Annotated in this window: 33 protein-coding genes; all 33 read left to right on the top strand. The window is 29.3% G+C overall.

All coding sequences use genetic code 11. From position 1 onward, the window contains the following. Window positions 1-175: 175 nt before the first annotated feature. The 33 genes from QBK95_RS18180 (at window position 176) to QBK95_RS18340 (ending at window position 20,987) form a co-directional block, all read left to right on the top strand. Window positions 176-583, top strand: a complete 408-nt coding sequence (locus QBK95_RS18180; RefSeq protein WP_280935988.1) for a hypothetical protein — start codon at window positions 176-178, stop codon at window positions 581-583. Next, window positions 580-1,365 (top strand): PA3715 family protein, encoded by a 786-nt coding sequence (locus QBK95_RS18185; RefSeq protein ID WP_280935989.1) that lies wholly within the window; start codon window positions 580-582, stop codon window positions 1,363-1,365. The genes QBK95_RS18180 and QBK95_RS18185 overlap by 4 nt, the downstream gene beginning before the upstream one ends. Next, window positions 1,362-3,320: a PA3715 family protein gene (locus tag QBK95_RS18190; protein WP_280935990.1), complete on the top strand. Its 1,959-nt coding sequence runs from the start codon at window positions 1,362-1,364 to the stop codon at window positions 3,318-3,320. The genes QBK95_RS18185 and QBK95_RS18190 overlap by 4 nt, the downstream gene beginning before the upstream one ends. Beyond that, window positions 3,317-4,048, top strand: a complete 732-nt coding sequence (locus QBK95_RS18195; protein WP_280935991.1) for a hypothetical protein — start codon at window positions 3,317-3,319, stop codon at window positions 4,046-4,048. Before QBK95_RS18190 ends, QBK95_RS18195 begins: the two co-directional genes overlap by 4 nt. Window positions 4,049-4,053: 5 nt before the next feature. Then, a complete protein-coding gene (locus QBK95_RS18200) occupies window positions 4,054-4,179 on the top strand; it encodes a hypothetical protein (protein ID WP_280935992.1) in 126 nt (41 codons plus the stop codon). Window positions 4,180-4,293: 114 nt separating this feature from the next. Further along, entirely contained in the window at window positions 4,294-5,037 is a 744-nt protein-coding gene (locus tag QBK95_RS18205) for a hypothetical protein (RefSeq protein WP_280935993.1), read from the top strand. A gap of 87 nt (window positions 5,038-5,124) precedes the next feature. Further along, complete coding sequence (locus tag QBK95_RS18210) at window positions 5,125-5,418, top strand: DUF7677 family protein (protein WP_280935994.1); 294 nt, start codon at window positions 5,125-5,127, stop codon at window positions 5,416-5,418. A 23-nt stretch (window positions 5,419-5,441) separates the two neighbouring features. Beyond that, window positions 5,442-5,876, top strand: a complete 435-nt coding sequence (locus QBK95_RS18215; protein WP_280935995.1) for a hypothetical protein — start codon at window positions 5,442-5,444, stop codon at window positions 5,874-5,876. Between the two features lie 192 nt (window positions 5,877-6,068). After that, a complete protein-coding gene (locus QBK95_RS18220; RefSeq protein ID WP_280935996.1) occupies window positions 6,069-6,320 on the top strand; it encodes a hypothetical protein in 252 nt (83 codons plus the stop codon). A 122-nt stretch (window positions 6,321-6,442) separates the two neighbouring features. Further along, window positions 6,443-6,802 carry a hypothetical protein gene (locus QBK95_RS18225; RefSeq protein WP_280935997.1) on the top strand — a complete coding sequence of 120 codons (360 nt, stop codon included), beginning with the start codon at window positions 6,443-6,445 and terminating at the stop codon, window positions 6,800-6,802. Between the two features lies 1 nt (window position 6,803). Beyond that, window positions 6,804-7,223 (top strand): hypothetical protein, encoded by a 420-nt coding sequence (locus tag QBK95_RS18230; RefSeq protein ID WP_280935998.1) that lies wholly within the window; start codon window positions 6,804-6,806, stop codon window positions 7,221-7,223. A gap of 12 nt (window positions 7,224-7,235) precedes the next feature. Continuing rightward, complete coding sequence (locus QBK95_RS18235; protein WP_280935999.1) at window positions 7,236-7,670, top strand: hypothetical protein; 435 nt, start codon at window positions 7,236-7,238, stop codon at window positions 7,668-7,670. A 9-nt stretch (window positions 7,671-7,679) separates the two neighbouring features. Continuing rightward, window positions 7,680-8,078: a hypothetical protein gene (locus tag QBK95_RS18240; protein WP_280936000.1), complete on the top strand. Its 399-nt coding sequence runs from the start codon at window positions 7,680-7,682 to the stop codon at window positions 8,076-8,078. Between the two features lie 17 nt (window positions 8,079-8,095). Continuing rightward, window positions 8,096-8,545 carry a DUF6756 family protein gene (locus QBK95_RS18245; protein ID WP_280936001.1) on the top strand — a complete coding sequence of 150 codons (450 nt, stop codon included), beginning with the start codon at window positions 8,096-8,098 and terminating at the stop codon, window positions 8,543-8,545. 8 nt (window positions 8,546-8,553) lie between these two features. Further along, entirely contained in the window at window positions 8,554-8,973 is a 420-nt protein-coding gene (locus QBK95_RS18250) for a DUF6678 family protein (protein WP_280936002.1), read from the top strand. After that, window positions 8,960-9,286, top strand: coding sequence for a hypothetical protein (locus tag QBK95_RS18255; protein WP_280936003.1), 327 nt, complete (start codon window positions 8,960-8,962; stop codon window positions 9,284-9,286). The genes QBK95_RS18250 and QBK95_RS18255 overlap by 14 nt, the downstream gene beginning before the upstream one ends. Beyond that, window positions 9,279-9,788, top strand: a complete 510-nt coding sequence (locus QBK95_RS18260) for a hypothetical protein (RefSeq protein ID WP_280936004.1) — start codon at window positions 9,279-9,281, stop codon at window positions 9,786-9,788. The genes QBK95_RS18255 and QBK95_RS18260 overlap by 8 nt, the downstream gene beginning before the upstream one ends. Beyond that, the gene (locus tag QBK95_RS18265) at window positions 9,785-10,120 is read left to right on the top strand and encodes an EF-Tu C-terminal domain-related protein (RefSeq protein WP_280936005.1); all 336 of its coding nucleotides are present in this window, start codon (window positions 9,785-9,787) and stop codon (window positions 10,118-10,120) included. Before QBK95_RS18260 ends, QBK95_RS18265 begins: the two co-directional genes overlap by 4 nt. 393 nt (window positions 10,121-10,513) lie before the next feature. Then, window positions 10,514-10,912: a hypothetical protein gene (locus QBK95_RS18270; protein ID WP_280936006.1), complete on the top strand. Its 399-nt coding sequence runs from the start codon at window positions 10,514-10,516 to the stop codon at window positions 10,910-10,912. 341 nt (window positions 10,913-11,253) lie between these two features. Further along, window positions 11,254-11,808, top strand: coding sequence for a hypothetical protein (locus QBK95_RS18275; protein WP_280936007.1), 555 nt, complete (start codon window positions 11,254-11,256; stop codon window positions 11,806-11,808). A 171-nt stretch (window positions 11,809-11,979) separates the two neighbouring features. After that, on the top strand, window positions 11,980-12,468 hold the full coding sequence (locus tag QBK95_RS18280; protein WP_280936008.1) for a hypothetical protein: 489 nt from the start codon (window positions 11,980-11,982) through the stop codon (window positions 12,466-12,468). A gap of 138 nt (window positions 12,469-12,606) precedes the next feature. Next, complete coding sequence (locus QBK95_RS18285; RefSeq protein ID WP_280936009.1) at window positions 12,607-13,446, top strand: hypothetical protein; 840 nt, start codon at window positions 12,607-12,609, stop codon at window positions 13,444-13,446. A gap of 67 nt (window positions 13,447-13,513) precedes the next feature. Further along, a complete protein-coding gene (locus QBK95_RS18290; RefSeq protein ID WP_280936010.1) occupies window positions 13,514-13,966 on the top strand; it encodes a hypothetical protein in 453 nt (150 codons plus the stop codon). A gap of 121 nt (window positions 13,967-14,087) precedes the next feature. Further along, window positions 14,088-14,681: a hypothetical protein gene (locus QBK95_RS18295; protein WP_280936011.1), complete on the top strand. Its 594-nt coding sequence runs from the start codon at window positions 14,088-14,090 to the stop codon at window positions 14,679-14,681. Window positions 14,682-14,768: 87 nt separating this feature from the next. Then, window positions 14,769-15,278, top strand: coding sequence for a hypothetical protein (locus QBK95_RS18300; RefSeq protein ID WP_280936012.1), 510 nt, complete (start codon window positions 14,769-14,771; stop codon window positions 15,276-15,278). A 38-nt stretch (window positions 15,279-15,316) separates the two neighbouring features. After that, a complete protein-coding gene (locus QBK95_RS18305) occupies window positions 15,317-15,928 on the top strand; it encodes a hypothetical protein (RefSeq protein ID WP_280936013.1) in 612 nt (203 codons plus the stop codon). A gap of 40 nt (window positions 15,929-15,968) precedes the next feature. After that, a complete protein-coding gene (locus tag QBK95_RS18310) occupies window positions 15,969-16,322 on the top strand; it encodes a hypothetical protein (protein WP_280936014.1) in 354 nt (117 codons plus the stop codon). Between the two features lie 37 nt (window positions 16,323-16,359). Beyond that, entirely contained in the window at window positions 16,360-16,869 is a 510-nt protein-coding gene (locus QBK95_RS18315; RefSeq protein ID WP_280936015.1) for a hypothetical protein, read from the top strand. A 38-nt stretch (window positions 16,870-16,907) separates the two neighbouring features. After that, window positions 16,908-17,243: a hypothetical protein gene (locus QBK95_RS18320; protein WP_280936016.1), complete on the top strand. Its 336-nt coding sequence runs from the start codon at window positions 16,908-16,910 to the stop codon at window positions 17,241-17,243. 39 nt (window positions 17,244-17,282) lie between these two features. After that, window positions 17,283-17,570, top strand: a complete 288-nt coding sequence (locus QBK95_RS18325; RefSeq protein WP_280936017.1) for a hypothetical protein — start codon at window positions 17,283-17,285, stop codon at window positions 17,568-17,570. Between the two features lie 23 nt (window positions 17,571-17,593). Next, window positions 17,594-18,157: a DUF7638 domain-containing protein gene (locus QBK95_RS18330; protein ID WP_280936018.1), complete on the top strand. Its 564-nt coding sequence runs from the start codon at window positions 17,594-17,596 to the stop codon at window positions 18,155-18,157. A 9-nt stretch (window positions 18,158-18,166) separates the two neighbouring features. Then, window positions 18,167-18,907: a YARHG domain-containing protein gene (locus QBK95_RS18335; RefSeq protein WP_280936019.1), complete on the top strand. Its 741-nt coding sequence runs from the start codon at window positions 18,167-18,169 to the stop codon at window positions 18,905-18,907. 7 nt (window positions 18,908-18,914) lie between these two features. After that, the gene (locus QBK95_RS18340; RefSeq protein WP_280936020.1) at window positions 18,915-20,987 is read left to right on the top strand and encodes a leucine-rich repeat domain-containing protein; all 2,073 of its coding nucleotides are present in this window, start codon (window positions 18,915-18,917) and stop codon (window positions 20,985-20,987) included. Window positions 20,988-21,003: the final 16 nt, after the last annotated feature.

Genomic DNA, 21,003 nt, shown 5'->3' on the forward strand with positions numbered 1-21,003 from the left:
AGACATGATAATACTATTCTATATTTTTTTATTGGTATTAGTCTTTATAGGCGTATGGTTATTGTATAAAATAATAAAATGGGTTTTTATTAAAAAAGTAAGAGTTGTTAGAATGTTATTACTGTTAACAAGCATAGGTATAGCTTTCACTGTATACCAATTATTTTTTGTAAAAATGGAGTTTATACAATCAAAAATATATCCAGATTTGTATCTTATAAGAAACCCTGTAAAAGATAAAGATTCTTTAAATAAATCAATAAAAGATAAGGTAATCCAATTGAGTAATAACCAATTTAAAAGTAAAGACATACCTAGAGAAATACAATCATATACGTTACGGTTTTACGAATACAATAAAGGAGATTGGGGAGAGTATGGTACTCCATATTTTATAGAACATAAAGAAAAACCAGAAGGGATGTTCCCTGAACTTTTAGAATATTACCCAGAGTTTTTATTAGCAAGATTCAGTGTACAAAATTGTGAAAAAGATACCTCCAGTTATTATGGTAAATTAGAGTACTATACTGACGCTAGAATAATAAAAACCGATACACTATTTAATTTCTGTAAAAAATGAAAAAGGTATCTATTTTAATGCTGTGTATAGTGACCTCTTGTGTTGTAAAAAAAACAGGTAAAAAATCGACTACGACTTTTTCTCAGGAGACTCTTGTAAGTAGCGCCTTAAAAGTGCTGAATATAGATGCCTCGAGAACAGATTTTGTGTTTTCAAAAATAACTCCAAACAATTTAGAAGAAACAATTATAGTGATTCCAGAAGTTGTAAACGAGGAAGACGAAGTGTATGAGTTGAACACCAATATTGTAATAGCAAATAATAAAACGGGTAAAATAACACATCACTACTTTGAAAGCTCCAAAACCAATGGATGGTATTCGGATGCTATATTTATAGAGAGTATTGAAATAGATACTACCAATTACAAACTAAATAGATCTAAAAATGCTTTTGGTGTTATTGTAAAAAAAAGGAGTATGTCACAACCAAATCCATATAATGAGGAGATTATTTCACTTTTTACAAAAGAAAAAGGTGGTATTAAAAAAATACTGGATTCTTATATTATATATGAAGATTCAGGAATAGTTAATGTAAACATGAACGCGTGCTATGCAGATTTTAAAATAGTGGCTAATAAACTGTCAGTTGGTGACACCAAAACTAATGGATACTTCGATATCTTAGTTCATAAAACAATTACTCAAAGAAATTTTCGTGATGATGAAAATGGAGAATGTAATCCAAAAGAAAAAATCATTGCTACAGAAGAAACTTTATTGAGGTTTAATAAGAAAGAATACAAAAGAGAAAACCCCGAAATGCCTACAGAACAATGAAAATATTAAATACACTAATTCTATTTATTTTAATCTCTTGTAGTCAGAATGCAAAAGAAAAAAAAGAACCTGTAGTGAAGACACAGGATGCTATTAAAGAGGTCGTAGAATCATCAACTGTTGAAGAAGAAAATGTAGTAGGAAATACTGCTGCAATTGTAGAAGATATTTCGGGAGTATACGAATTGATACAAGGTGAAAACCATATGATTGGTTCAGAAAACTTTGAAATGTATAAAGCAGCTATTGTTATAGATAAACTTTCTGAAACAGATTTCGGGTTCTATTCAGCTTATAAAGTAAAGGACATTTCACCAATAGGCGATTTTGGAATTTTTAGAAGTTTTAAAAACAATTTTTATAAACTAGCAATCTGTGATGAGAAAGAAGTTGAAGGATATACCAAAGATAATTTCACAAATGGGCTTTACATATATAATCAGATATTCATTCACAAAAAAGGGGACACATTAGGGATCGTTCGATATGGAGGGAATTTTAGACATTATATGTTATACAAGAAAAAGAAAAACGAATCTAAGTTTTATGTGTCACTAGTTAAAACAATTAAGAATGCTAAACAGAATTATCAGGAATACCTTAAGGAATATGAAAAAGCAAAAAACTACGATACTTCTAAACTACAAATAAAACATGATTTCGATGGTGATATCTGGAAAACGAAACACATTCACGACGAAGATTATGCCCGTTTTGAAAGCACGCACTCCTATCAAAACCCATATCAAGAAGGGAAGTTTATACAACAAGATGCAATTTTTAAAAACCTATTTGAAAACTCGAGTTTCCAAGGTATAATTAATACAATTAAAACCAAATCAATTCCTTTAGTCGATACAACAAATTTTGATGATTTTATTGAAGAAGAAGATTATAAAAAAGTAGATGAAAAAGGGTTGAAACTAGAAGAAATATATCCCAATTTTTATAAAGAAGACCATAACTATCGGGCAATAGCTTCCTATAGATTAGCATTCTCTCAAAAGTTTCATACCGTTGTGATAACAGTGTTAAAAGGAGATCACGAAATGGAATCAGTACTCGTCAATTATAATATGAATGGAGATATTATCGACTCTAAAGTAATTGCTTACGATGAAATAGCAGAAGGGCAATCAAGAATTGAATCAAAAATAGAACAGGGTAAACTAACCATAAATAACATCCTTTGGATTGACGAAAAGCAAGAAACTACAGAGGCGTTTAAAATAGATGAAAAAGGAAAAATAAAACCAGTGTCTGTAAATAGTTCTGAAGATCTAAATTTAATTGATAATGTAATACAACAATTAGGTGTAAACAAGTTAAAAATCCAAGAAGACTTTATAATTGCTAAAGTGCAACCTAATAATAGTAACGAAACCATTGTGGTGATTCCTGAGATTGTAGGAGAATATGACGAACACCATTTTGAACTTAATAGTCATATAGTCTTGGTAAATAATACCACAGGAAAAATAACACATAAATACTTTGAAAGTTCTAAAACAAATGGTTGGGAATCTGATGCAATTAAGCTATCAGAAATAACAATTGATACGGCTCCCTATATGGTTACTAAAGATACCAGAGCATTTGGTATTCGAGTGTCGCACTATGGTAGATCTCGACCCAATCCATATAGCAATACAACAATAACTTTGTTTGTGAAATCAGGTAACGCATTAAACAGAGTGTTGCGTCATTATGATGTAAAGGATTATGGTGGAGAATGGGATACTCGTTGCGCAGGAGTATCTACAATGGTCGAAAACACACTCATGATGTCTGAAGAAAAAACCAATGCTTATTTTGATATTATTGTTAAAAGTAAAATTACCGAAAGTAAAACTTTTGTAGATGAAAATGAGGAATGTGACGAAGAAAATAAAACTTCATCTAAAACAACAGTGTTGAAATTTAATGGGAAAGAATATTTAAAAACGAATACATGAAAAACAAACTATTCTTTTTTGGGTTATGGTGTCTGTTTTTACCTTTATCTGGATGTGCTCAAAACAATAGTGTAAAAACACAATTACAACTATTGCAAACACCGCTAGACTATCAATTTCCTATAGATAGCATTGGTTTTTCAGAAATTAAAAACACTAACTTTTTAACTAAAAACGGAGCTGCAGGCGAGTTTGATATCAATAGCAACAATGTACACTTAATAGATGTCAATAATGATGATCAAAAAGATATTATCTGCCAAGATAATAGACATTATCAAACTACGATAGTATTGATAAAAAAAGGCAATGATTTTGTTGAAATATGGAATAAACCAGGAGCATTAGTTGACATAAAACAAGGAAAACAAACAACCATATATGTTTTATGCCGAGCTATAGGTTGTTTAAACGAGACATCATTGTCAGAATTAGCTGTTAACAATGACAATACGATTACCGAGAATATTATTGAACTTCATACGGATACTAAATTAACAAAGTTAAATACCACATTCGAACAAAAAACACTATCAGGAATTTTAAGGACACAGCCGATTATAGATGATATAAAGAAAAAAGATCCTTGTACTGGAGATGTAAAAAGAGGAAATCAAATAAGAGTTATAGAAAATAAAAATGTAATAGTGATTAAAACACAAAGTGATTGGTGTTTAGTGGTTTTAAAAGAAAAAGAACAAAGTAGTGTTGGTTGGATAAAAGTGTAATTCTTATGACTCAATCAAATAAAAAAAGAGGATTTAGACTTATAAAAATTGAAAATATTGATTTTAATGGACAACAAGAATATTCTATAGAAGAAATAAAATCAATAGATAATAACGCTGACGCTCATTAAGAATAAGAGCAAGTCAATCATTAAAGGTTAGAACATATTAATACATTCTGCAAAATTTATAATTGATGTGATGCATTAATTGGAAATAGTGTAGAGCAAACTACAATCGGAAAAATGAAATACTATAAATTACTATTATTAATATTCGTTTTTAATAGTTGTGATGTCTCGCAAATTTCAAAAGCAGATACGATGAATTTAGCGAAGTTGAAGGTAAATATTCTTATTCAAGATGGCACCAAAGATCATACGCTAGAGTATATAAAAGTAAAATTATCGGATGGAAAAAAACAAATCATAAATAAGGACATAAAGGTCTTGTTAAATGATTTACCCCTTGATTTATATATAAAAAATGAGTTGTATTATACAAAAACATCTTTTTACAAAACAGACAGTCTATTACGAAACGATTCTTACTATTTTGAAATGATTTTACCTGATAGCACAAGATATCCAATTGCCTTTATCAAACCCATGAAAAAAGAGCGGGACACTAAATTTAGCATTCCCGAAAAAGTTTCTTTACAAGAAGATTTTGTTATAAAATGGGAAAATCTTAGTACTCCATATAAATTAGAAATTATTAAAGGAATAGAAGTAAAAAAGAAGAAAGCTAAAAACATAACAGAATATGGATATGGAGGAAACCGTATCGATACCTTAAAGGAAAAAGCAGGAGAATATATAATTCCTAAATCTTATTTTATTGATTCTTTGACGATTACAAGGAATTTAGAAATTACACTTACTCGAAATGAAAAAGGTTTGATAAATCAAAGCTTATTAAAAAATAGTCAGATAATATATAATTATACAATTAAAAAAACCATAGAAACTAAAAATAACTCGGACTAGATATAACCACAGGATTCGGATTGGTTAACCATAAAGGTCAAATTTTATTGATTTGATTTTGTAGGTGAAAAGATAAAACAAAAACATATGAAACTAAGCAATTCATTTAGCGGAGCATTAAGAACCTTTGCCTATTTTATGGCAAGTGGGACACACTATCATTTAAAAGATATTGATTACTTAAAATTATATGGAGAAGAACCAAGCGCTATAGAACAAGTCTTTGCCATATTTGCTAATGTGATTGAGTTAGATGAACATGGAGAGGTACTCAATGCAAAGTATGCAGAAAAAAGAGCGGTAGACTACCTTCGAGCCTATTGCGATCCAGAATTTAAAGTAGAACCTCCTTATGAAGATTGGGAAATAGAGTTATATTAATATTTACAAATTGCACACAATTTATGAGAAACCTGATTTACATATTTGTTATTCTTTTTTCAATTCAAACGAATGCACAAAATTCAACCGATAAAGGGTGGTTTAGAATTGATTTGTTGACGTATGAAAAAACAACTAATGATACAATAAGAGGCGCAATAATTGAATTGTACTCTGGACAAAAAAGATTAGAAGTCTATCTTTCAGATTTTGACGGAAAAAGTAATTTCATTATTAATGAAAAAGACATTGTTGATAAAAACATTCTTCTAAAGGTGCATGGCCCAAAATGCAGCATTTTTGAGAAAGAATATAATATTACAGGTGATTTAGAGACTATAATCAATCTGGAATATGGAGAATCAGAATATACCCATTTCGATAAAAGAGGAGAAATCTACAAAAAGTTGAAAATAAAATCAACGTTTTTAAAAAAAGGATGCGGAGCTGAGAATTAAGTAAAACTGTGTACAACAAGAATTGTAATTAATTACGGGGTTTGGTGCTTAACCCAAAAAATAGAGTTTTAAACAAAGTCCGCCAAATCTTTTTGATTTGGATTTATAATGAAAAGTATAAAACAAAATCAAAAGTTTACTACTTTTTAATTCTCGTACTAATCATAGCCGAGACGATAACAGCGCAAAATTATGGAAATAGGTAAAGATATCATGGATATTGTAAATCGGGATTTTAAACCTGAAGAAGTACCAATAGTAATTAATGAACTTTCCTCTATCACCTTAAATCATGTAATGGCAGCGTCAGAATATAATTTAAAAAATACAAGAGGATCTATTTTGAAATTAGCCAAAGGTAATATCGATGACGTTATAGAATTGACCAAAAGTGCCAAGATTGATTTTCGTGATGTAATTATGTGGGCCACTCAAGAAGAATAAGTATGGAAAAGAAGAATATAAAAGATAAAGCACAATTATGCCATGTAAAAAATACCAGAATGATAATCGCTTTATTTTGTATGTTGTTTTGTATATCCTGTATATCATCTCAGGTACAAAAAATGAAAAAACATATGCATAAAGAATTCATTGCAAAAGTTGGAGCTGTTTATGAAGAAACACCAGATGACAACCCTTGTGCAGGTAGTGAGATATATATTACATTGTTATTTGATAAAAAACAGGTGCATGTAGCTGAAAAAGAAATGTCATCATGTGATAAAGAAACTATGCAGGAAATAGGAACATTTGATTGGAAATTAAAAGATAATAAAGAAATAGTTATTGATTTTATACCGCAAAAAGTCCAAGGAACATATGCCGAAAACTTAACTTTAGAACTCCGTGAAGAACAATTTGTAGGAAGGATAAGGCATTTAAACGGGCAAATTATCGAATACATTTTTAAAGAGAAAAACTAAAATGTACATTATAGGAGAAATATTAGATGCTAATAAATTGAAGACAGTTTATGCAGTTTTTGAGGATAAAAAAAGTGTCGAGACGTATAACAAAGAACATCAAAATGAATATCAAATAATTACGATTGATACGATATTTCCCTTCTTTTTTATTGAAGAATTTAATACTGAAGAAAAGTATTACCAATGTATTACCAAAGATGAATTAGAAAAAAGAATTCAAAAAATCAAATCCTTAAATCCTGCTACGTTTGTGTATTTTAACTTATGGCGAATAGATGAGAGTATGTATAACAAGGATTTTCCCAACGAACCCATATTAAGAGGTGTAGACTTTCACATTCATTTTACAGATACAGATATCAAAGAAATTGAAAGCAAAGGTTTTGATGCCTATTGGGATGATATTAGAACAGCTTAATATAGTAGAAACATGGAAAATGGATGTACCATAGCAGACGCTATGAACACGTATAACACTGCATTAAAGATTATACTATCCAAAGGATATAAAATTTTTCTTATACCAGATAAAAGAGAAGAATATATGGGTGATTTCTGTGCAGTAAAAGACAATCATAAATTCATTGGAGGAGATCCATTAAGAGTATTAGGACTTGTTTCTATTTGGGAGAATACTGGTGATGATTGGCAAAGTCATATGCCAGAAGAAGATTTTTATGATGAAATTTTATCAAAAGCATATCCCGATAGTGTTGAAGATTATAACAAGTTGTCAGATAAAGAGTTTTATGATTTTGTGGAGGATTATAGACTTTTTTTCGAAGATGTTTTAGATGAAAAATTTCCTAAAAACCCGTCAAGGGAAGATATGTTTCAATTAGTGAGTACATTTTATTTAGAATAGAAATTAAAAATGGGAACGACAAAAACAGAAATATACTTTGTTTTAGATAAGAATTGGGAGAAAGATTTATACAGTCTTTCCCAAAAACATCCTATTTGGATCTGTAATTCTAATGCCAATGATATCCGAATACGTGATGTTTGGAAAAAAGAAAATGGACAGTACAATCCCAATAGAGGTGTTACATCCTTTGAGATCAAAGACACTACCGAAAACACATTTTATGACTTTCTTGGAATCATAGATGATCACCATCAAAAAGGATATTCAAATATTGAAGAATGGAACAAAATATCAGTATTTGGGATCGACTTTAAAAAAGTAGGAAAAATAGAAATTCAGGAAATACTGGGTTTTGATATTGAAATTAATGTTATAGATGATTGTTTTGAAATTATTAAAAAATAAAAATTTCACAATAAAGAATGGGAACAGTAAAAACAGAAATAGCACAAGCGATAAAAACACTAAAACTAAAGCAAGAAGATATATGCTTAGTTTCAGATGTTAAAAGCTTGTATTTAGAGCTGTTAGTTCATTTTGTAAAATCAGGCGATAGAAGATGGTGGTGGGAAGATTTTAAACAAGAAGCCTTTTATTTTAAAGAATATGAATTTCCATTTCAGCAAATAATCAATATTATTCCCAAAAATGTAGATACTGTTTGGTTAATGGTTGAAGATGACGAAGAAAAATATTATCCAATATACAATTGCAAACCATCTGTAATTGCCCAGTTGATAGGAGAATGCACGGCTTTCGAATATTATGTAATCGACAAAAATAAACAATGGTTGTTATGCGAAAATCACAGCGATCAACTAATAGGTGTTGGAGAACAGTTAAGAATTATAAATAAAGATAAGTTGAGGTAACATACATTATGTCTAGAGCAGATAAATATCAACTAAAATTACAGCAAGAAATTGACAGTAGAGCCAGTTTTATGAACGATGCCAAATGGAAGGCTTTATTCTCATTGCTAAAAGATGTAAACCCCTCATTGGTAGCAAAAGTAAAACTTCTTTTAGACGAAAGAATGAGAGCGTTTACCATACCAAATGTCAACGATTTGATTGATGGGAAATATATAGAAAAATACTGGGGTGTATTTGAGTTAAAAGAAATAGAGTGGATTGTAATACCCTCAGAAATTATATCTGAAAGAAAAAACCGTGAAGAACAATTAGTGCCAAAAGTAAGATTTCAAAACATAGTAGTAATAGAAGAAAAACTTAAAACAGGGAAAAAATTTGAATACGAAAGATCAGAATTAGGGTTAAAAGTTTATGGATATCGTTAATAAGAGAATAATTCTCACAGACAAAACGAAACAACAAAAAGCTGAAATACTAGTAGAAAGTTTTGAGGATAATTTGGTGCAAGGCATTATTGTGTCACATTCGTTTGATGTTGAATTGCTTCAAAAAATCGCTGAGTTTGAAGAGTTGGTAAACAGTTTTATTATCGGAGAATTGTTAGATGAGATAACAGATCAATTAGATGCGTATAATTGGCAGGTAACAGGCAAAGATTGGGTTGTTTGTAACTTTCAGGTTTTTGAGCAGAAACACATTTCGTTTCGAATAAAAAACACTTTTGAAACACATGAATAAGGAGAATTATAAAATTAATGATGATGGAGATTATTTAAATTCTGTATCCAAAGTAGATATTCCTTGGCTAGAACGTCTATTGGATGTTTGGGTGGATTTGGATAATGAACAAAAATGGTTTACACCAATTCAGATAAATGCCCTAGAAAAATTGATATCACTTCCCAATTCAAACAAAATAAATGTACGTACAGAATTAGAAAAAGTGTACTTCAACGAACTTAAAAAGAATAGGATTCAAAACATTGAATATGTAGATATTCTTGAAACCATTAATTGGAGAGAAACTCAAATATGTATTCCACAGCATGGGCAATCAGAGAACCACTATGCTTTATTGCTTCCAGAAACAAATTGGAAGCTTGTTGACAGTAATTTTACACTTGAACTTGAACTGTTATTCACCAATAATAAAATTGAATTATGTCAGGAAATGAGTGGATTATGGTGTAGACCAGAATGGTTTGAATACTATTTAAAAAGACCAAAAAGTGTTTTATGAAAAACAAATTTACTTCAACTGATTTTATAGCAGAACTACAATTTTTAAACACCGAACAAGGAGGAAGAAAAACCCTGGTAACATCAGGTTATCGACCACATATAGAATTCGAAGAATATCCAGAATATCTAACCTCAGGACAGCAAACGTATTTGGGGCAAGAAACCGTTGCTCCAGGAGAAACAGTACTAGCCGAAATCTCGATCTTGAGCAAAGATTATTTTGCCAATAAGTTGTATGAAAATATGTGTTTTGAGTTTTATGAAGGAAAACATAAAATAGGATCGGGAAAAGTATTGGAGATTGTGAATTTGAGCTTGAAAATGGAATAGACAGCGCAATTGCTTTTAAACTTTTTGATATTATTTCGGGCTTAGATTTAAACTAGAATTGCAAGTTTTTATTGGTTTCATCGTTTCTTGTCATTCCAGCGTAGACTGAAATCCATTTTTTTAGCGGAGATCAATGTTTTTTAGCTAGAAAATAAATCCTTTTTTCAAAAGCGATTACTCATTAAAATTGCCGATTTTTCATTAATTTAAATAAATCATTTGTGGTAAATGAACAAATATAGATTGCTACGCTACGAATATGGATTGACTATAGATTTATAAAACAATTATATTTAATATAGTAGTATAGTAAGTATTACTAGATCATTAGATAAGATGAATAAAAGAATGAAGACACTGTTAGTAACAAGTTGTATTTAATTGAAAAAAAATATGAATGATTTCTACAAAATAGATGAAATAGGAAAAATGAAGTACTTAAGCAATTTGTGTTGTTTTAGTAGTTTAAAGGAATTTAAAATTAAGAGCTACACAATAACAATCGAAATTAATTCAATCGATGAAAACGAAGCCAAAAGTCTCCATACTTATATTCATTCAACGCTACTTGAAATTACAACTTTTGATAGAAAAGCAAAGAAAAAATTAAAAGAACTATATAATCCAACTGAGAGAGAACTTGAGGAAATTAAAGTCAGTATTGTGGGTTTTCATATAAATAAAGATTTTGATTTATTTTATAATCTTCCTAAAGGTTCTCCTATGGAATATTTAAGCATTAAATTCTCCGAAGACGGAGTGGTAATTGATTCCGGAGGAGGAAATTATTAAAAAATAAGCCAACCACAATAAACGTTAAATCCAATAAGTACAAATGAAATTGCAAATGAATCCATTTTTTTAGCGGAGATCAATGTTTTTAGCTAGAAAATAATTCCTTTTTTCAAAGCGATTACCCATTAAAAATGCCAATTTTTCATTAATTTAAATAAATCATTTGTGGTAAATGAACAAATATAGATTGCTGCACTACGAATATTGATTGACTGTAGATTTATAAAACAAATATTTTTAATATAGCAGTATGTAATTATCGGTATACTATCATATTAGATGTATAAAAGGAATAAAGGTACTTATGTAAATAAGTTGCAAGTCATTTAAACAGAGCAGTGAATAAGTTAAAGAAAATCATCAAATATTTTGGAATTCTATTTATTCTGACAATTTTATTTCGTGGATTTTTGTATCGAAATTTAGTCAACTACTCAAAGATTGGAATTAGAAATAATATCATTCTGACTAACAAAAATCTGATTGAAGAAATTGACAAAAAAATAAAAGAAAAATCATTAACAATAGAAGAAATAATTGAATTAAGTAATGATATTACAAGCGCAGAACTAGAATTTACCTTTAATAAGGTTTCAAATAATTCAAATATCATTTATGGGTCAAAAAAAGCTAACTGCATTGGATATTCCTCTCTATTTAACTCAATCGGAAATTACATAATCGGAAAGCAAAAATTGACTGATAAATATGAGTTTACTCATTTGGTTGGAAAATTAGATGTTTTTGGGCTAGACATTCATAACTTATTTAGCAGCTCGTTTTTTAAAGACCACGATTTTAACGAAATAAAGCTCAAACAAACTGGAGAAAATAAATTTGTTGACCCTAGTATGCGAGATTATTTAAGAATTGAATATGTTATATCTGAATAAAAACGCTTTACGCCGCGGTGTATAAACATAGTTAGTAATTGCTAAATTGAGAGGTTTATAAAGAAAAAGATAAGACAGAATTAAAAGTTTTGGCTAAGTGCTTAATAGAAAGTGCACTACTTTTAATTCTCGCACTAACTATAACCTAGAAGCTAGATTTAATAAGCAAGAATGAAAAATAATTTTGAGATAAGAGCAGTAAAAAAGGAGGATAAAAAAATAAGTTTCGACTTTTTTATAGACGGGAAAGCACTAACCGAATGGTTAAACATTAGTCGCTTTGATGTAGCTTATTCTGATTTTGATTTAGATATATTGGAGGTTGATACATCTAAGTTTCCTGATTATGATAGAACAAAAATTAACAAAAACGCTGTCGCCCAATTTTTAGGAAATAAACAGCCATCTAATCAATTCGCAACAAACCGAATTATATTGTATAGATGTCATTGTGGTAGTGATTATTGCGGTGTTATTTCATTTATTTTAGATAAACAAGATGATTTGATAGTCTGGAAAGAGATCACCTATGAAAATGATGATTTTGAATATGAGAAAGAGATGGAGAACAGAGGAATACAACCAATAAAGGAACTGAAATTTGCCAGAAAGGAATATGAATTAGAGTTTGAAAGCTATTTAAAAAAATACTGTACTTAAATATAGTATGAACCATAATGGTTTAAGAACGATTATCAAAATAGAAACATAAAAGTAAGAGTAATGTAAAAATGAAAAGTTAATATGTAGAAATCCGATACTACTCATACACCAAACGATTGACAATAATTAAGAAAAATGAAATCATTTAAAGAAATAAATCAAAGTGAAGTAGCAAGAAAGAAACTAAAATCTCTTGCAAAATCGTCAAATCTTGATTTGGAGTTTGTGGCCTTACTTGCGAATTATAATTGGGATTATGATCCTATCGGGAGAGAGTCGATAGGTTGGGTTCAAAAAGAACAGATTGATTCAGAACAACTTACAAAAGACAGTGAACTAATATTTGAATATCTTGGACTCAAAAACGATTTAAGCTTTGATAAAAAGTATTTGAAAGAGCAAATCGTATCTAGTCATAAGAACAAAAACCCCGACAAACTTAGAGAAAATATACTGATATCTGGATTGGAGAAAAATTATTGTTATTTATCTGAATACTCAACATATCATTACCTAAATAATCTGAGTTTTGAAAAATTAGAATTATTAGATTATAAAGAATCTTATGATAATCTAGCATTTATAAAAACACTATTCAAAAAACTATTTAGAGGTGGTGCTGTGGATAGATATAATTTATTTTACTGCTATTGTGATTTATGTATTAATCTTCCGTATAAAGAAGTTAAACAATCTGAAATAATAAATTGGATTGAAATCTTGCTTAAGAATATTAATAATCTGGATAGTTCAGCAACCTTAAAAAGCCTCATTAAAAGCTGTCAAGGAATAATCAAAGGAGATAAATATTTTAAACAAGAAATTTTACAATCGCTAGCATATTCTGGAGATTTAAAAACTAATAAAATTGACGTATCTAACATTTTTATTCCAGAATTTAGAGATGTTTTATCAAATCATTTCTATTCAAACGAATGGACTTATCCTCTAAGGTTTTGGAACGAAAACAAATAAATATTACCAACACGGTAAAAAATAATAGTGGCTTAAGTGATAAAATAAACGTAAAATATAAAATGTTATGACTAAAAAAATAGTATTAAATCTTACGATACTGACTATTACAATCTTGTTTTTTAGCTCTCAAGGAAAAGCACAAGAAATGAAAAATATGTATAAGACTGAACTAGAAAACGGAACTTGGATAACTGACAATATATTAGGGTTAGATCCTAACATCAAACAATACAACTTAACAAAGTTTATTGAAAGAAAATTTGCTGGTAACCTGACTAGTTTTGGAGATAAAATGGTTTTTAATAGTAGTTATGTTGCACCTTGCGGGAATGATAATTTTACAACAGTAATTGGGAAATATGAATTCTTTGACAAAGAAAAAATTATCATTTCAGTTGATACTGTTTCGTACTCTGGTGAATGGGAAAAACCGACGGAGCACCGAAAACCAAAGGAGATAATTTTTTTAATATCTAAAGTTGATGAGACAATAGTTTTTACCAAACAAAGTGAGTAGAAAACTATTATACACAATACAGTTGCGATAAAAGATTACTAAAAAGTCTTAAATCTAAAGATTTGAGTCAACGCCAAATTTTTAACCTGAATTTTAAAATAGAGTAAATCAAAAAAAAGATATGGGAGGAATGCTTCATCCTACTGCAAAAGGAATACTTGATGGGCGTATAAAAGGTTTAAATAACGCTGTTCATATTACTACATATATTATCGATAACGGAAAAGAAGAATTGGAAATTCCTAATTACTACACATTACCAGGAATTGAATATTATATTGGTTTTGGGACAGGTTATGAACAAGGTCAAGCTTTGAGAATGGTATTAGAAAAAGATAGTAGTAGTCAAATAACATTAGATGAAAAAATAGAGTGTCTTTCCTTTCTATTGAAAAAACAAGAGACCTGTGGATTAATTGTATCAACTGAATCTTTTTTAGATAACATTAAATATTGGGGAGCGTTTAAATTCTCCAAAACCAATATTGATGAGCTACAAAATTTATTAAAGGAAAATAAGGTTCAAAGAGCGGTTGATAAAATGCTGATATATTTAAAAGAAAATTTTTACTTGAAATCTTTGATAGAATTTTATCAAATATGGGATAGACTAAAAAATATAAGACAAGAGAAAAAAAAGAATAAAGAATATATTATTACCGAAGAACTAGAAAAGATAAAAATTGAAGTCCAAAATTGGATAGGTTCAAAATAAGGAAAAGTATAAACGATCATCTTATGTGGTGTATGAGATTGACATCATACAAAGACTGTTATGGAACTTAAGAAATAAATATATAGCATGAAAAATTACTATAAATATGTAGACGAAGATAAAACAGAGTGTTTTTTAGAATTGGATGAAGATTTTTTTTGTGAAAGAGCAATTTACAAGACAGGAAATAATGTAATCAACACATATTTAGAAATAGAACATGAATCATATTTTTTACCAGAAGGCAATCTAAAAGATAGTTTAGAATTTATGATGGTGAGCTCCAAAGTAGAATTTGATACCTTATGGAAAGAATCAATGATGAAATCCGAATCGAATTGGAATACATTGAAAATGAAGTATGAAATTGGAGATTTAGTTATATCCCGAATTTTATGTTTTTACCCACAAGGAATAATCTCAAATTTTGGAGAAGAATTTAATGCGCTATCAGACTTTAAAACTTGTCAGGAAAAATTTGGAAAAGAAAAAATGTATCCAAATAAAGAAATAGAGTTGAGAATCTCTGGATTTGATAACATCAACAAACTTATTCTATTAGGAGTTCGTAATATAGAATACAACAAAAAGAGTTAAAAAAACATTTTGGACCAAACAATAACAAACATTGAAAAATGACATTACCCAAAAAAGGATTTAGATCAATAATAGTAAATGATACCCTTTACAAATACAAAATAACAGGTGAAGATGGAGGCATTAGACTTATTATAGGCCTTCCTGATATTAATGGGCAAGTGCTAATAGGGTGGATTGATTATCACTCAAATTATGTGTCTAATTTTAATACAGAAGGTATTGCAAAAAGCTGGAGTCTATTTCAGAGAACCATTGTCACCCCTAAAACAATTAGAGAAGTAATTTTATATGGTTTAGATAACAATTGGAAACCAGAGGAGAACCTAAAACAAATGATTGTGAATCATTTAGATGATAAAATTAATGTACAACTAAAAAAAATAACCAAATTCCCAGAATTGAAAGGTGAAGAAGTAGCTGTTGTTTTTGAATCGCATAATAAAAGGTTACATCTTGACTTTACACTTTATGAAGGAGAAGGAAATATCTATCATAAATTTGACAACATCCAATTAGCCAAAATTTTTTCTGAATCAAAGATTAAAGAAAATGATAATTTGTCTTGTTGGGGACTTAATGATTTTAATAAGTCCTTAATGTATATAGACAAAAGAGGAACATTTGAATTTGAAAATAACATTTGTTAAACCCAGATTAAACTCAGTGTAATACCAAATCAACCACAAAATGGCATATACAATTAAAAAATCTGAAATTATTGACTATTCACCAGAATCTTTAAAGGATTTCGAATTGTTGATGTATGAATACATAGACAATCTGCATTTTACGTTAAACCCCAGAGAGTGTTTGAAAAATGCTGATGAATATATTGTGATTGCCAAAGAAAGATTTCTAAAATCTGGTTGGGCAGGAGACGGCAATATAGAATTAATCTGGGTGCCACCTTTTATGCTAAAAGACCCAGATGGCAAGACTTTATATTGGGAAAAAACAAAAGGGATTGTTGTCTGGCATGTGAAACAAGAAAGTGATGGAATTTCTTGGCTATTAACTCCAAGTGAATTAAAACTGACCTAAGAAACCTACCTCTAAACGTAGATAACCATAGTAAATAATGAAAATTAATAATCCAATACATATTCATTTAAAAGACTTTTTTTTAAAAGAACAATTTGACATTATAAAAGTTGGGCAAACAAAAGAATGGATTTTAAATAACTTTCCTGAACCTGACGATGATACAGACATGGGAAATGGCTTTAGCATTATTAGGTATGGATGGATTGAACTTCATTTTGACCTTGATAAATTATTTCTAATATGGTGTGATAGCCTTCCTTATATCGAAGACAGTGATCGAATTAAATATGATAAATGGATGCTGACCAATCTAGATGAACTGACATTAGAACAAACTCAAAAAAGGCTTAATTCAGAAAGTGTAAATTATTTAGTGAAGTTTAACACTGAAGAACGGCATGTGATTGTCAAAATAAAATATAGTGGTGTCAAGCTTTGGTTTCATCCCGAAACCGAAAAAATGAATGACGAAACTAATAAATATAAACTATTTGCATTTGGGAAAAGCGAAGAAGATTATGATAACTTTAATAGAGGTTTCTAATATATAAATGATGATAACAGAATTTGAAAAATAGAGCAATGGAAATTAATTACAATAACATAATCAAACTTTTAAATGCTGAATCAAAAAAAACAATAGAAGAATTACGAATAAATAGGACTCAAGAATTAGTAGCTAGAAAAAAAGAAGTTGACAATGCCATTACATGGTTGAAAAAAGGAATGGATCATCAAATTCATCCAGATATGAATATTATTATGATACCTGAAAAAATGACAAAAACACCATCTTCTGAATATAGGTTGATAGAGGATCATGAATCTGATGAAAGAAAATACTGGACAGAAGTTAAACTTGACGATCAGGAATTAAGACCGATGCCAGGAGATTTTTTAATGATCAAGTATAAATGAACCCAAAATGTTTTTTGAAAATGAAAGAAAATTAAATCAATGAATCTACTAGAAAAAGCTAGCAATAATTTAGGGCTCATAAGAATCATACATCATAACGAGCAAGTATATAAACTGGTTTGTTTGATACGTACAGAAGACAGACGTCCTTTTCAGGCAGATTGGTATCAAGGAAAAGAGTCTTATCTGGTAGCAGTAGACGAAAACGGACATTTTTTTCTTAGACATTCTGGAGGCTATATTTTTAAGCTAGATCCAAATACTAAAAAAGAAGAACGGATTGCTAAAAGTGAACATGAATTTATCAAAATGATAGGTTGGGATTAAAAGACGAACAGGATTGAAGGAACATGGAATACTACAAAGAAAAACTATATATAGAAAAGAATGGTAAAAAGATATTTGGCAAAAAACTACCTGTAATTATTAACAATAATGGATATTATCTATCATACATAACCATATTTGAAGATGGATGTATCGATTGTTGGGGATTAAAGGATATAGATCAAATCAAAAGCGAAATAACATCAGGAAAGCTATTACAAACAATACCAGATCATGTCGAATTAGAATGTAGTTTGGGAACTATAAAAAGTTCAGGGTTTATTCCTGAAAAAAGTAATGAAGATTTTATTAAAGAGATAGAAGACATTATAAATGAGCTCAATAATCGTGATAACAGAAGAATAGTTTGCGAGAAATCATTTAAAAAGTATCTGATCGAGCCATCAGAATCTAATTTAAAAAGTCTAACAGATGCTTATCATGATTTGCCCGCTCATCAAAAGGTAATATTCGAATATATTGACGAGAAAGACCCTTTGTGTAATTTAATGAATGGAAGCGAAGAATTCACATTAACATATAGAAAATCTGTATTAAAACATTATTTCAAGATAGAATTAGAATAAATTAGAAAAATGAAAAAAATAGTTCAAAGTACGTTTTTTATAATAATAAGTATTGCTAGTGGCTTTAGTCAAACCAAAGACACAGTTTTTAATGCTTATGTATCCGTTCGAACTGAAGAGGTTAATTTTTCAAGTCTCAAGAAAATAGAGAATATTAAAATTTATGACTATGAAGGTGTTTATTATTTTGGAGGCTCTGAGTCCGAGTCTGAATTGAAAATAATTTATAGTAATGGTAAACTATTTGCTTGTTCAAAATATTATGATTGGGAAATTGATAATTGGGTACTCAAAAATCAACGAGAGCCTATTAAATATGAGCACGAAAAACTTTATGTATCAAATAACCCCTACCAATTATATAAGTGCATAGATGATTCTAATGTGCTCTTAAAAAAGGGAGATAAAGGTCTAGCTTCGTTTTATAACGAGGTTGAAAATGAAAAAACGCATCACTACTTACAATTTAACTATCACAGCGCTATTAAAAAACCTTTAGGAAAATACCCTGAAACAAGTTTCGTAAAATTGACTCCTTTAGATTTAGAAGTTTTCTCTGCTAAAGAATTAAAAGTTATGAGAAATGAAATTTTTGCTAGAAAGGGATATCTTTTTAAACAAGGTGGAGAAATGCATAACTATTTTTCACAAAAAGATTGGTATAATTCATTAGAAAAGTCAACGAATCCAAACTTCGATAAAATTGAAAATCATAACATTAATCTAATTCGTTCCTTAGAAAGCAAATAATTATTAGGTGTCTAAAATCAATATGGAAGATCAAATACAACAAATAGAAAAACTACTAAGCATAAAGCTCGAAAAGCACGATTATAAAAAAGAAGATCAAGTGAATACATATAATACTTGGTCAAACGATCCAAACATAAGAGAGCTTGTATTAGAAAATATAACTATTGACAACATCCATGTTTTATTACCTTTTTCTAAGTACCTACACACGTTAAAATTAATTAACTGTACTATCGGTAGCATTTCCAGTCTCTATAACTTCGAAAACTTGGGAAACTTAACATTAAACAATGTTACCATTACTAATGTTGAGGAGTTAACTATCGAAAATAAAAGTTGTAATACTACCTACAATGGAAATTTAATGCACGTAAACTTAGAAAACTTGAACATTAAGCATTTAGGTGTTTTACAACCTATGGCTAAAAATTTGGATCATGTGTTTATTACCAATTGTACCATTCATAATTTTTATGAGGTGAATTTGTTTCCCAAACTCTATGATTTACGACTAGATGGTGTAGTTATCAAACAATCTGATGAGGATGTAATTTATACACCCAATACTGACAGGAATTTTACCTGGTTAACGTTTACAAATATGTCCGTAAATGACCTCAGATATTTTATACCAATCGCAACAGGTTTACATGGGCTAAGAATATACAACTGTAAGTTTAACAACATAAAGCATTTATCAGAGTTTACGACTTTAAATAAATTTGAAGTAGATGCTACTACCACTATAGTAGATACAAGTTTTCCTGCCAATCATTCTAATCTTAAACTTAAAGAATGTATTATAGCTAGATCAGAAGAAGATACCGATGTACAAAACTTTGATATTAAAAAACTAAGTTCAATTGGTCATTTTATAGAGCAACTAACTATAGAAAATCATCAGCTAGTAAATCTAGATACTCTAAAAAACTTTACTAACTTGAACAGATTAAAATTCGATCGAATTACAGCAAGATTAAGTGATTTTTCACCCATAGCAGCACAAATTAGCTCTTTAGATTTTTCAGAATCAACCATTAAAAACAGATCACAAATCCAGCACTTTAAAAATCTGGAAGTATTAAAAATTGATGCCAATACCTCAAAAGAAAGTTTTAAAGATTTTAAAACATTACTTCCCTTAAAAAATCAACTTAAGAAATTCGATTTTTGGGAGTTTTCTGATAGTCGTATTAAAAATTTGGACTTAATTAAGGAGTTTACGGCACTAGAGTCTATTTTTATATTGTATGCTTCAAAAAAAGTAGCTCAACGTGTTTTCTTGTTACCCAGTTTAAAAAAGTTATCGATCAATATTCGAGCAAAAAAAGCGCATACATTTAATGTAGAAACCCTTAAGAACATTGAAGAGCTTTATATAGAGAATGATAATCAAATTACACTTAATGGGCTTGCAAACCTTCAGCTTTTAGAAGTATTAAGCCTAAAAGACTTTTGTAAAGCAAAAGGAATCCATAAAATTAAAAACCTTCGGTATTTAAAGATAAATGAAGCAATAAACATAAGTGAGTTACCAGCAATAGATACACTTACAAAATTAGAAATCGATGTTACAGAAGCATATGAAATTTCAGGATTATCACAGTTTATCAACCTTAAAGAGCTCTCGATAAAAGGGACTAACAAATTCACCTTAGGGCATTTACCCAATTTAAAGGTACTGGATATTTCCAGCACATTTCCAAAAGAAATTGATTTTTTAGATGATTTACCCAACTTAGAAAAACTCTGTTTAGAAAATAATTGCCTAACCGAGGTAACGGGTTTAGATAAACTCACCAATCTGAAAATGTTGAATCTTTCAGAAAACATGATTCAAAATATAAATGGTCTGGCGAATTTAAAAAGTTTAGAATATTTGAATTTATACGATAATGAAATCTCTGACATCACTATTTTAAATAACCTGCCCAACTTAAAACAAGTTAATATAGCAGGAAACCTTATTGAAAAACCAAAAGCTTTAAAACAATTAAATATTCCTGAAATCGCAGTTTTTTATGGATTACCTAAAGTACCTTTTTGGATATGGGAGGATCAGGATTTTGAATTGTAAATAAATTAAAATGTTT

The organism is Aquimarina mycalae, from assembly GCF_029906345.1.
In the GTDB taxonomy this organism is placed as follows: domain Bacteria; phylum Bacteroidota; class Bacteroidia; order Flavobacteriales; family Flavobacteriaceae; genus Aquimarina.

Coding starts and splice junctions, on each gene's coding strand:
- QBK95_RS18180 (WP_280935988.1), top strand. CDS start 176: ATGGAGTTTATACAATCAAAAATATATCCAGATTTGTATCTTATAAGA.
- QBK95_RS18185 (WP_280935989.1), top strand. CDS start 580: ATGAAAAAGGTATCTATTTTAATGCTGTGTATAGTGACCTCTTGTGTT.
- QBK95_RS18190 (WP_280935990.1), top strand. CDS start 1,362: ATGAAAATATTAAATACACTAATTCTATTTATTTTAATCTCTTGTAGT.
- QBK95_RS18195 (WP_280935991.1), top strand. CDS start 3,317: ATGAAAAACAAACTATTCTTTTTTGGGTTATGGTGTCTGTTTTTACCT.
- QBK95_RS18200 (WP_280935992.1), top strand. CDS start 4,054: ATGACTCAATCAAATAAAAAAAGAGGATTTAGACTTATAAAAATTGAA.
- QBK95_RS18205 (WP_280935993.1), top strand. CDS start 4,294: ATGAAATACTATAAATTACTATTATTAATATTCGTTTTTAATAGTTGT.
- QBK95_RS18210 (WP_280935994.1), top strand. CDS start 5,125: ATGAAACTAAGCAATTCATTTAGCGGAGCATTAAGAACCTTTGCCTAT.
- QBK95_RS18215 (WP_280935995.1), top strand. CDS start 5,442: ATGAGAAACCTGATTTACATATTTGTTATTCTTTTTTCAATTCAAACG.
- QBK95_RS18220 (WP_280935996.1), top strand. CDS start 6,069: ATGGAAATAGGTAAAGATATCATGGATATTGTAAATCGGGATTTTAAA.
- QBK95_RS18225 (WP_280935997.1), top strand. CDS start 6,443: ATGAAAAAACATATGCATAAAGAATTCATTGCAAAAGTTGGAGCTGTT.
- QBK95_RS18230 (WP_280935998.1), top strand. CDS start 6,804: ATGTACATTATAGGAGAAATATTAGATGCTAATAAATTGAAGACAGTT.
- QBK95_RS18235 (WP_280935999.1), top strand. CDS start 7,236: ATGGAAAATGGATGTACCATAGCAGACGCTATGAACACGTATAACACT.
- QBK95_RS18240 (WP_280936000.1), top strand. CDS start 7,680: ATGGGAACGACAAAAACAGAAATATACTTTGTTTTAGATAAGAATTGG.
- QBK95_RS18245 (WP_280936001.1), top strand. CDS start 8,096: ATGGGAACAGTAAAAACAGAAATAGCACAAGCGATAAAAACACTAAAA.
- QBK95_RS18250 (WP_280936002.1), top strand. CDS start 8,554: ATGTCTAGAGCAGATAAATATCAACTAAAATTACAGCAAGAAATTGAC.
- QBK95_RS18255 (WP_280936003.1), top strand. CDS start 8,960: ATGGATATCGTTAATAAGAGAATAATTCTCACAGACAAAACGAAACAA.
- QBK95_RS18260 (WP_280936004.1), top strand. CDS start 9,279: ATGAATAAGGAGAATTATAAAATTAATGATGATGGAGATTATTTAAAT.
- QBK95_RS18265 (WP_280936005.1), top strand. CDS start 9,785: ATGAAAAACAAATTTACTTCAACTGATTTTATAGCAGAACTACAATTT.
- QBK95_RS18270 (WP_280936006.1), top strand. CDS start 10,514: ATGAATGATTTCTACAAAATAGATGAAATAGGAAAAATGAAGTACTTA.
- QBK95_RS18280 (WP_280936008.1), top strand. CDS start 11,980: ATGAAAAATAATTTTGAGATAAGAGCAGTAAAAAAGGAGGATAAAAAA.
- QBK95_RS18285 (WP_280936009.1), top strand. CDS start 12,607: ATGAAATCATTTAAAGAAATAAATCAAAGTGAAGTAGCAAGAAAGAAA.
- QBK95_RS18290 (WP_280936010.1), top strand. CDS start 13,514: ATGACTAAAAAAATAGTATTAAATCTTACGATACTGACTATTACAATC.
- QBK95_RS18295 (WP_280936011.1), top strand. CDS start 14,088: ATGGGAGGAATGCTTCATCCTACTGCAAAAGGAATACTTGATGGGCGT.
- QBK95_RS18300 (WP_280936012.1), top strand. CDS start 14,769: ATGAAAAATTACTATAAATATGTAGACGAAGATAAAACAGAGTGTTTT.
- QBK95_RS18305 (WP_280936013.1), top strand. CDS start 15,317: ATGACATTACCCAAAAAAGGATTTAGATCAATAATAGTAAATGATACC.
- QBK95_RS18310 (WP_280936014.1), top strand. CDS start 15,969: ATGGCATATACAATTAAAAAATCTGAAATTATTGACTATTCACCAGAA.
- QBK95_RS18315 (WP_280936015.1), top strand. CDS start 16,360: ATGAAAATTAATAATCCAATACATATTCATTTAAAAGACTTTTTTTTA.
- QBK95_RS18320 (WP_280936016.1), top strand. CDS start 16,908: ATGGAAATTAATTACAATAACATAATCAAACTTTTAAATGCTGAATCA.
- QBK95_RS18325 (WP_280936017.1), top strand. CDS start 17,283: ATGAATCTACTAGAAAAAGCTAGCAATAATTTAGGGCTCATAAGAATC.
- QBK95_RS18330 (WP_280936018.1), top strand. CDS start 17,594: ATGGAATACTACAAAGAAAAACTATATATAGAAAAGAATGGTAAAAAG.
- QBK95_RS18335 (WP_280936019.1), top strand. CDS start 18,167: ATGAAAAAAATAGTTCAAAGTACGTTTTTTATAATAATAAGTATTGCT.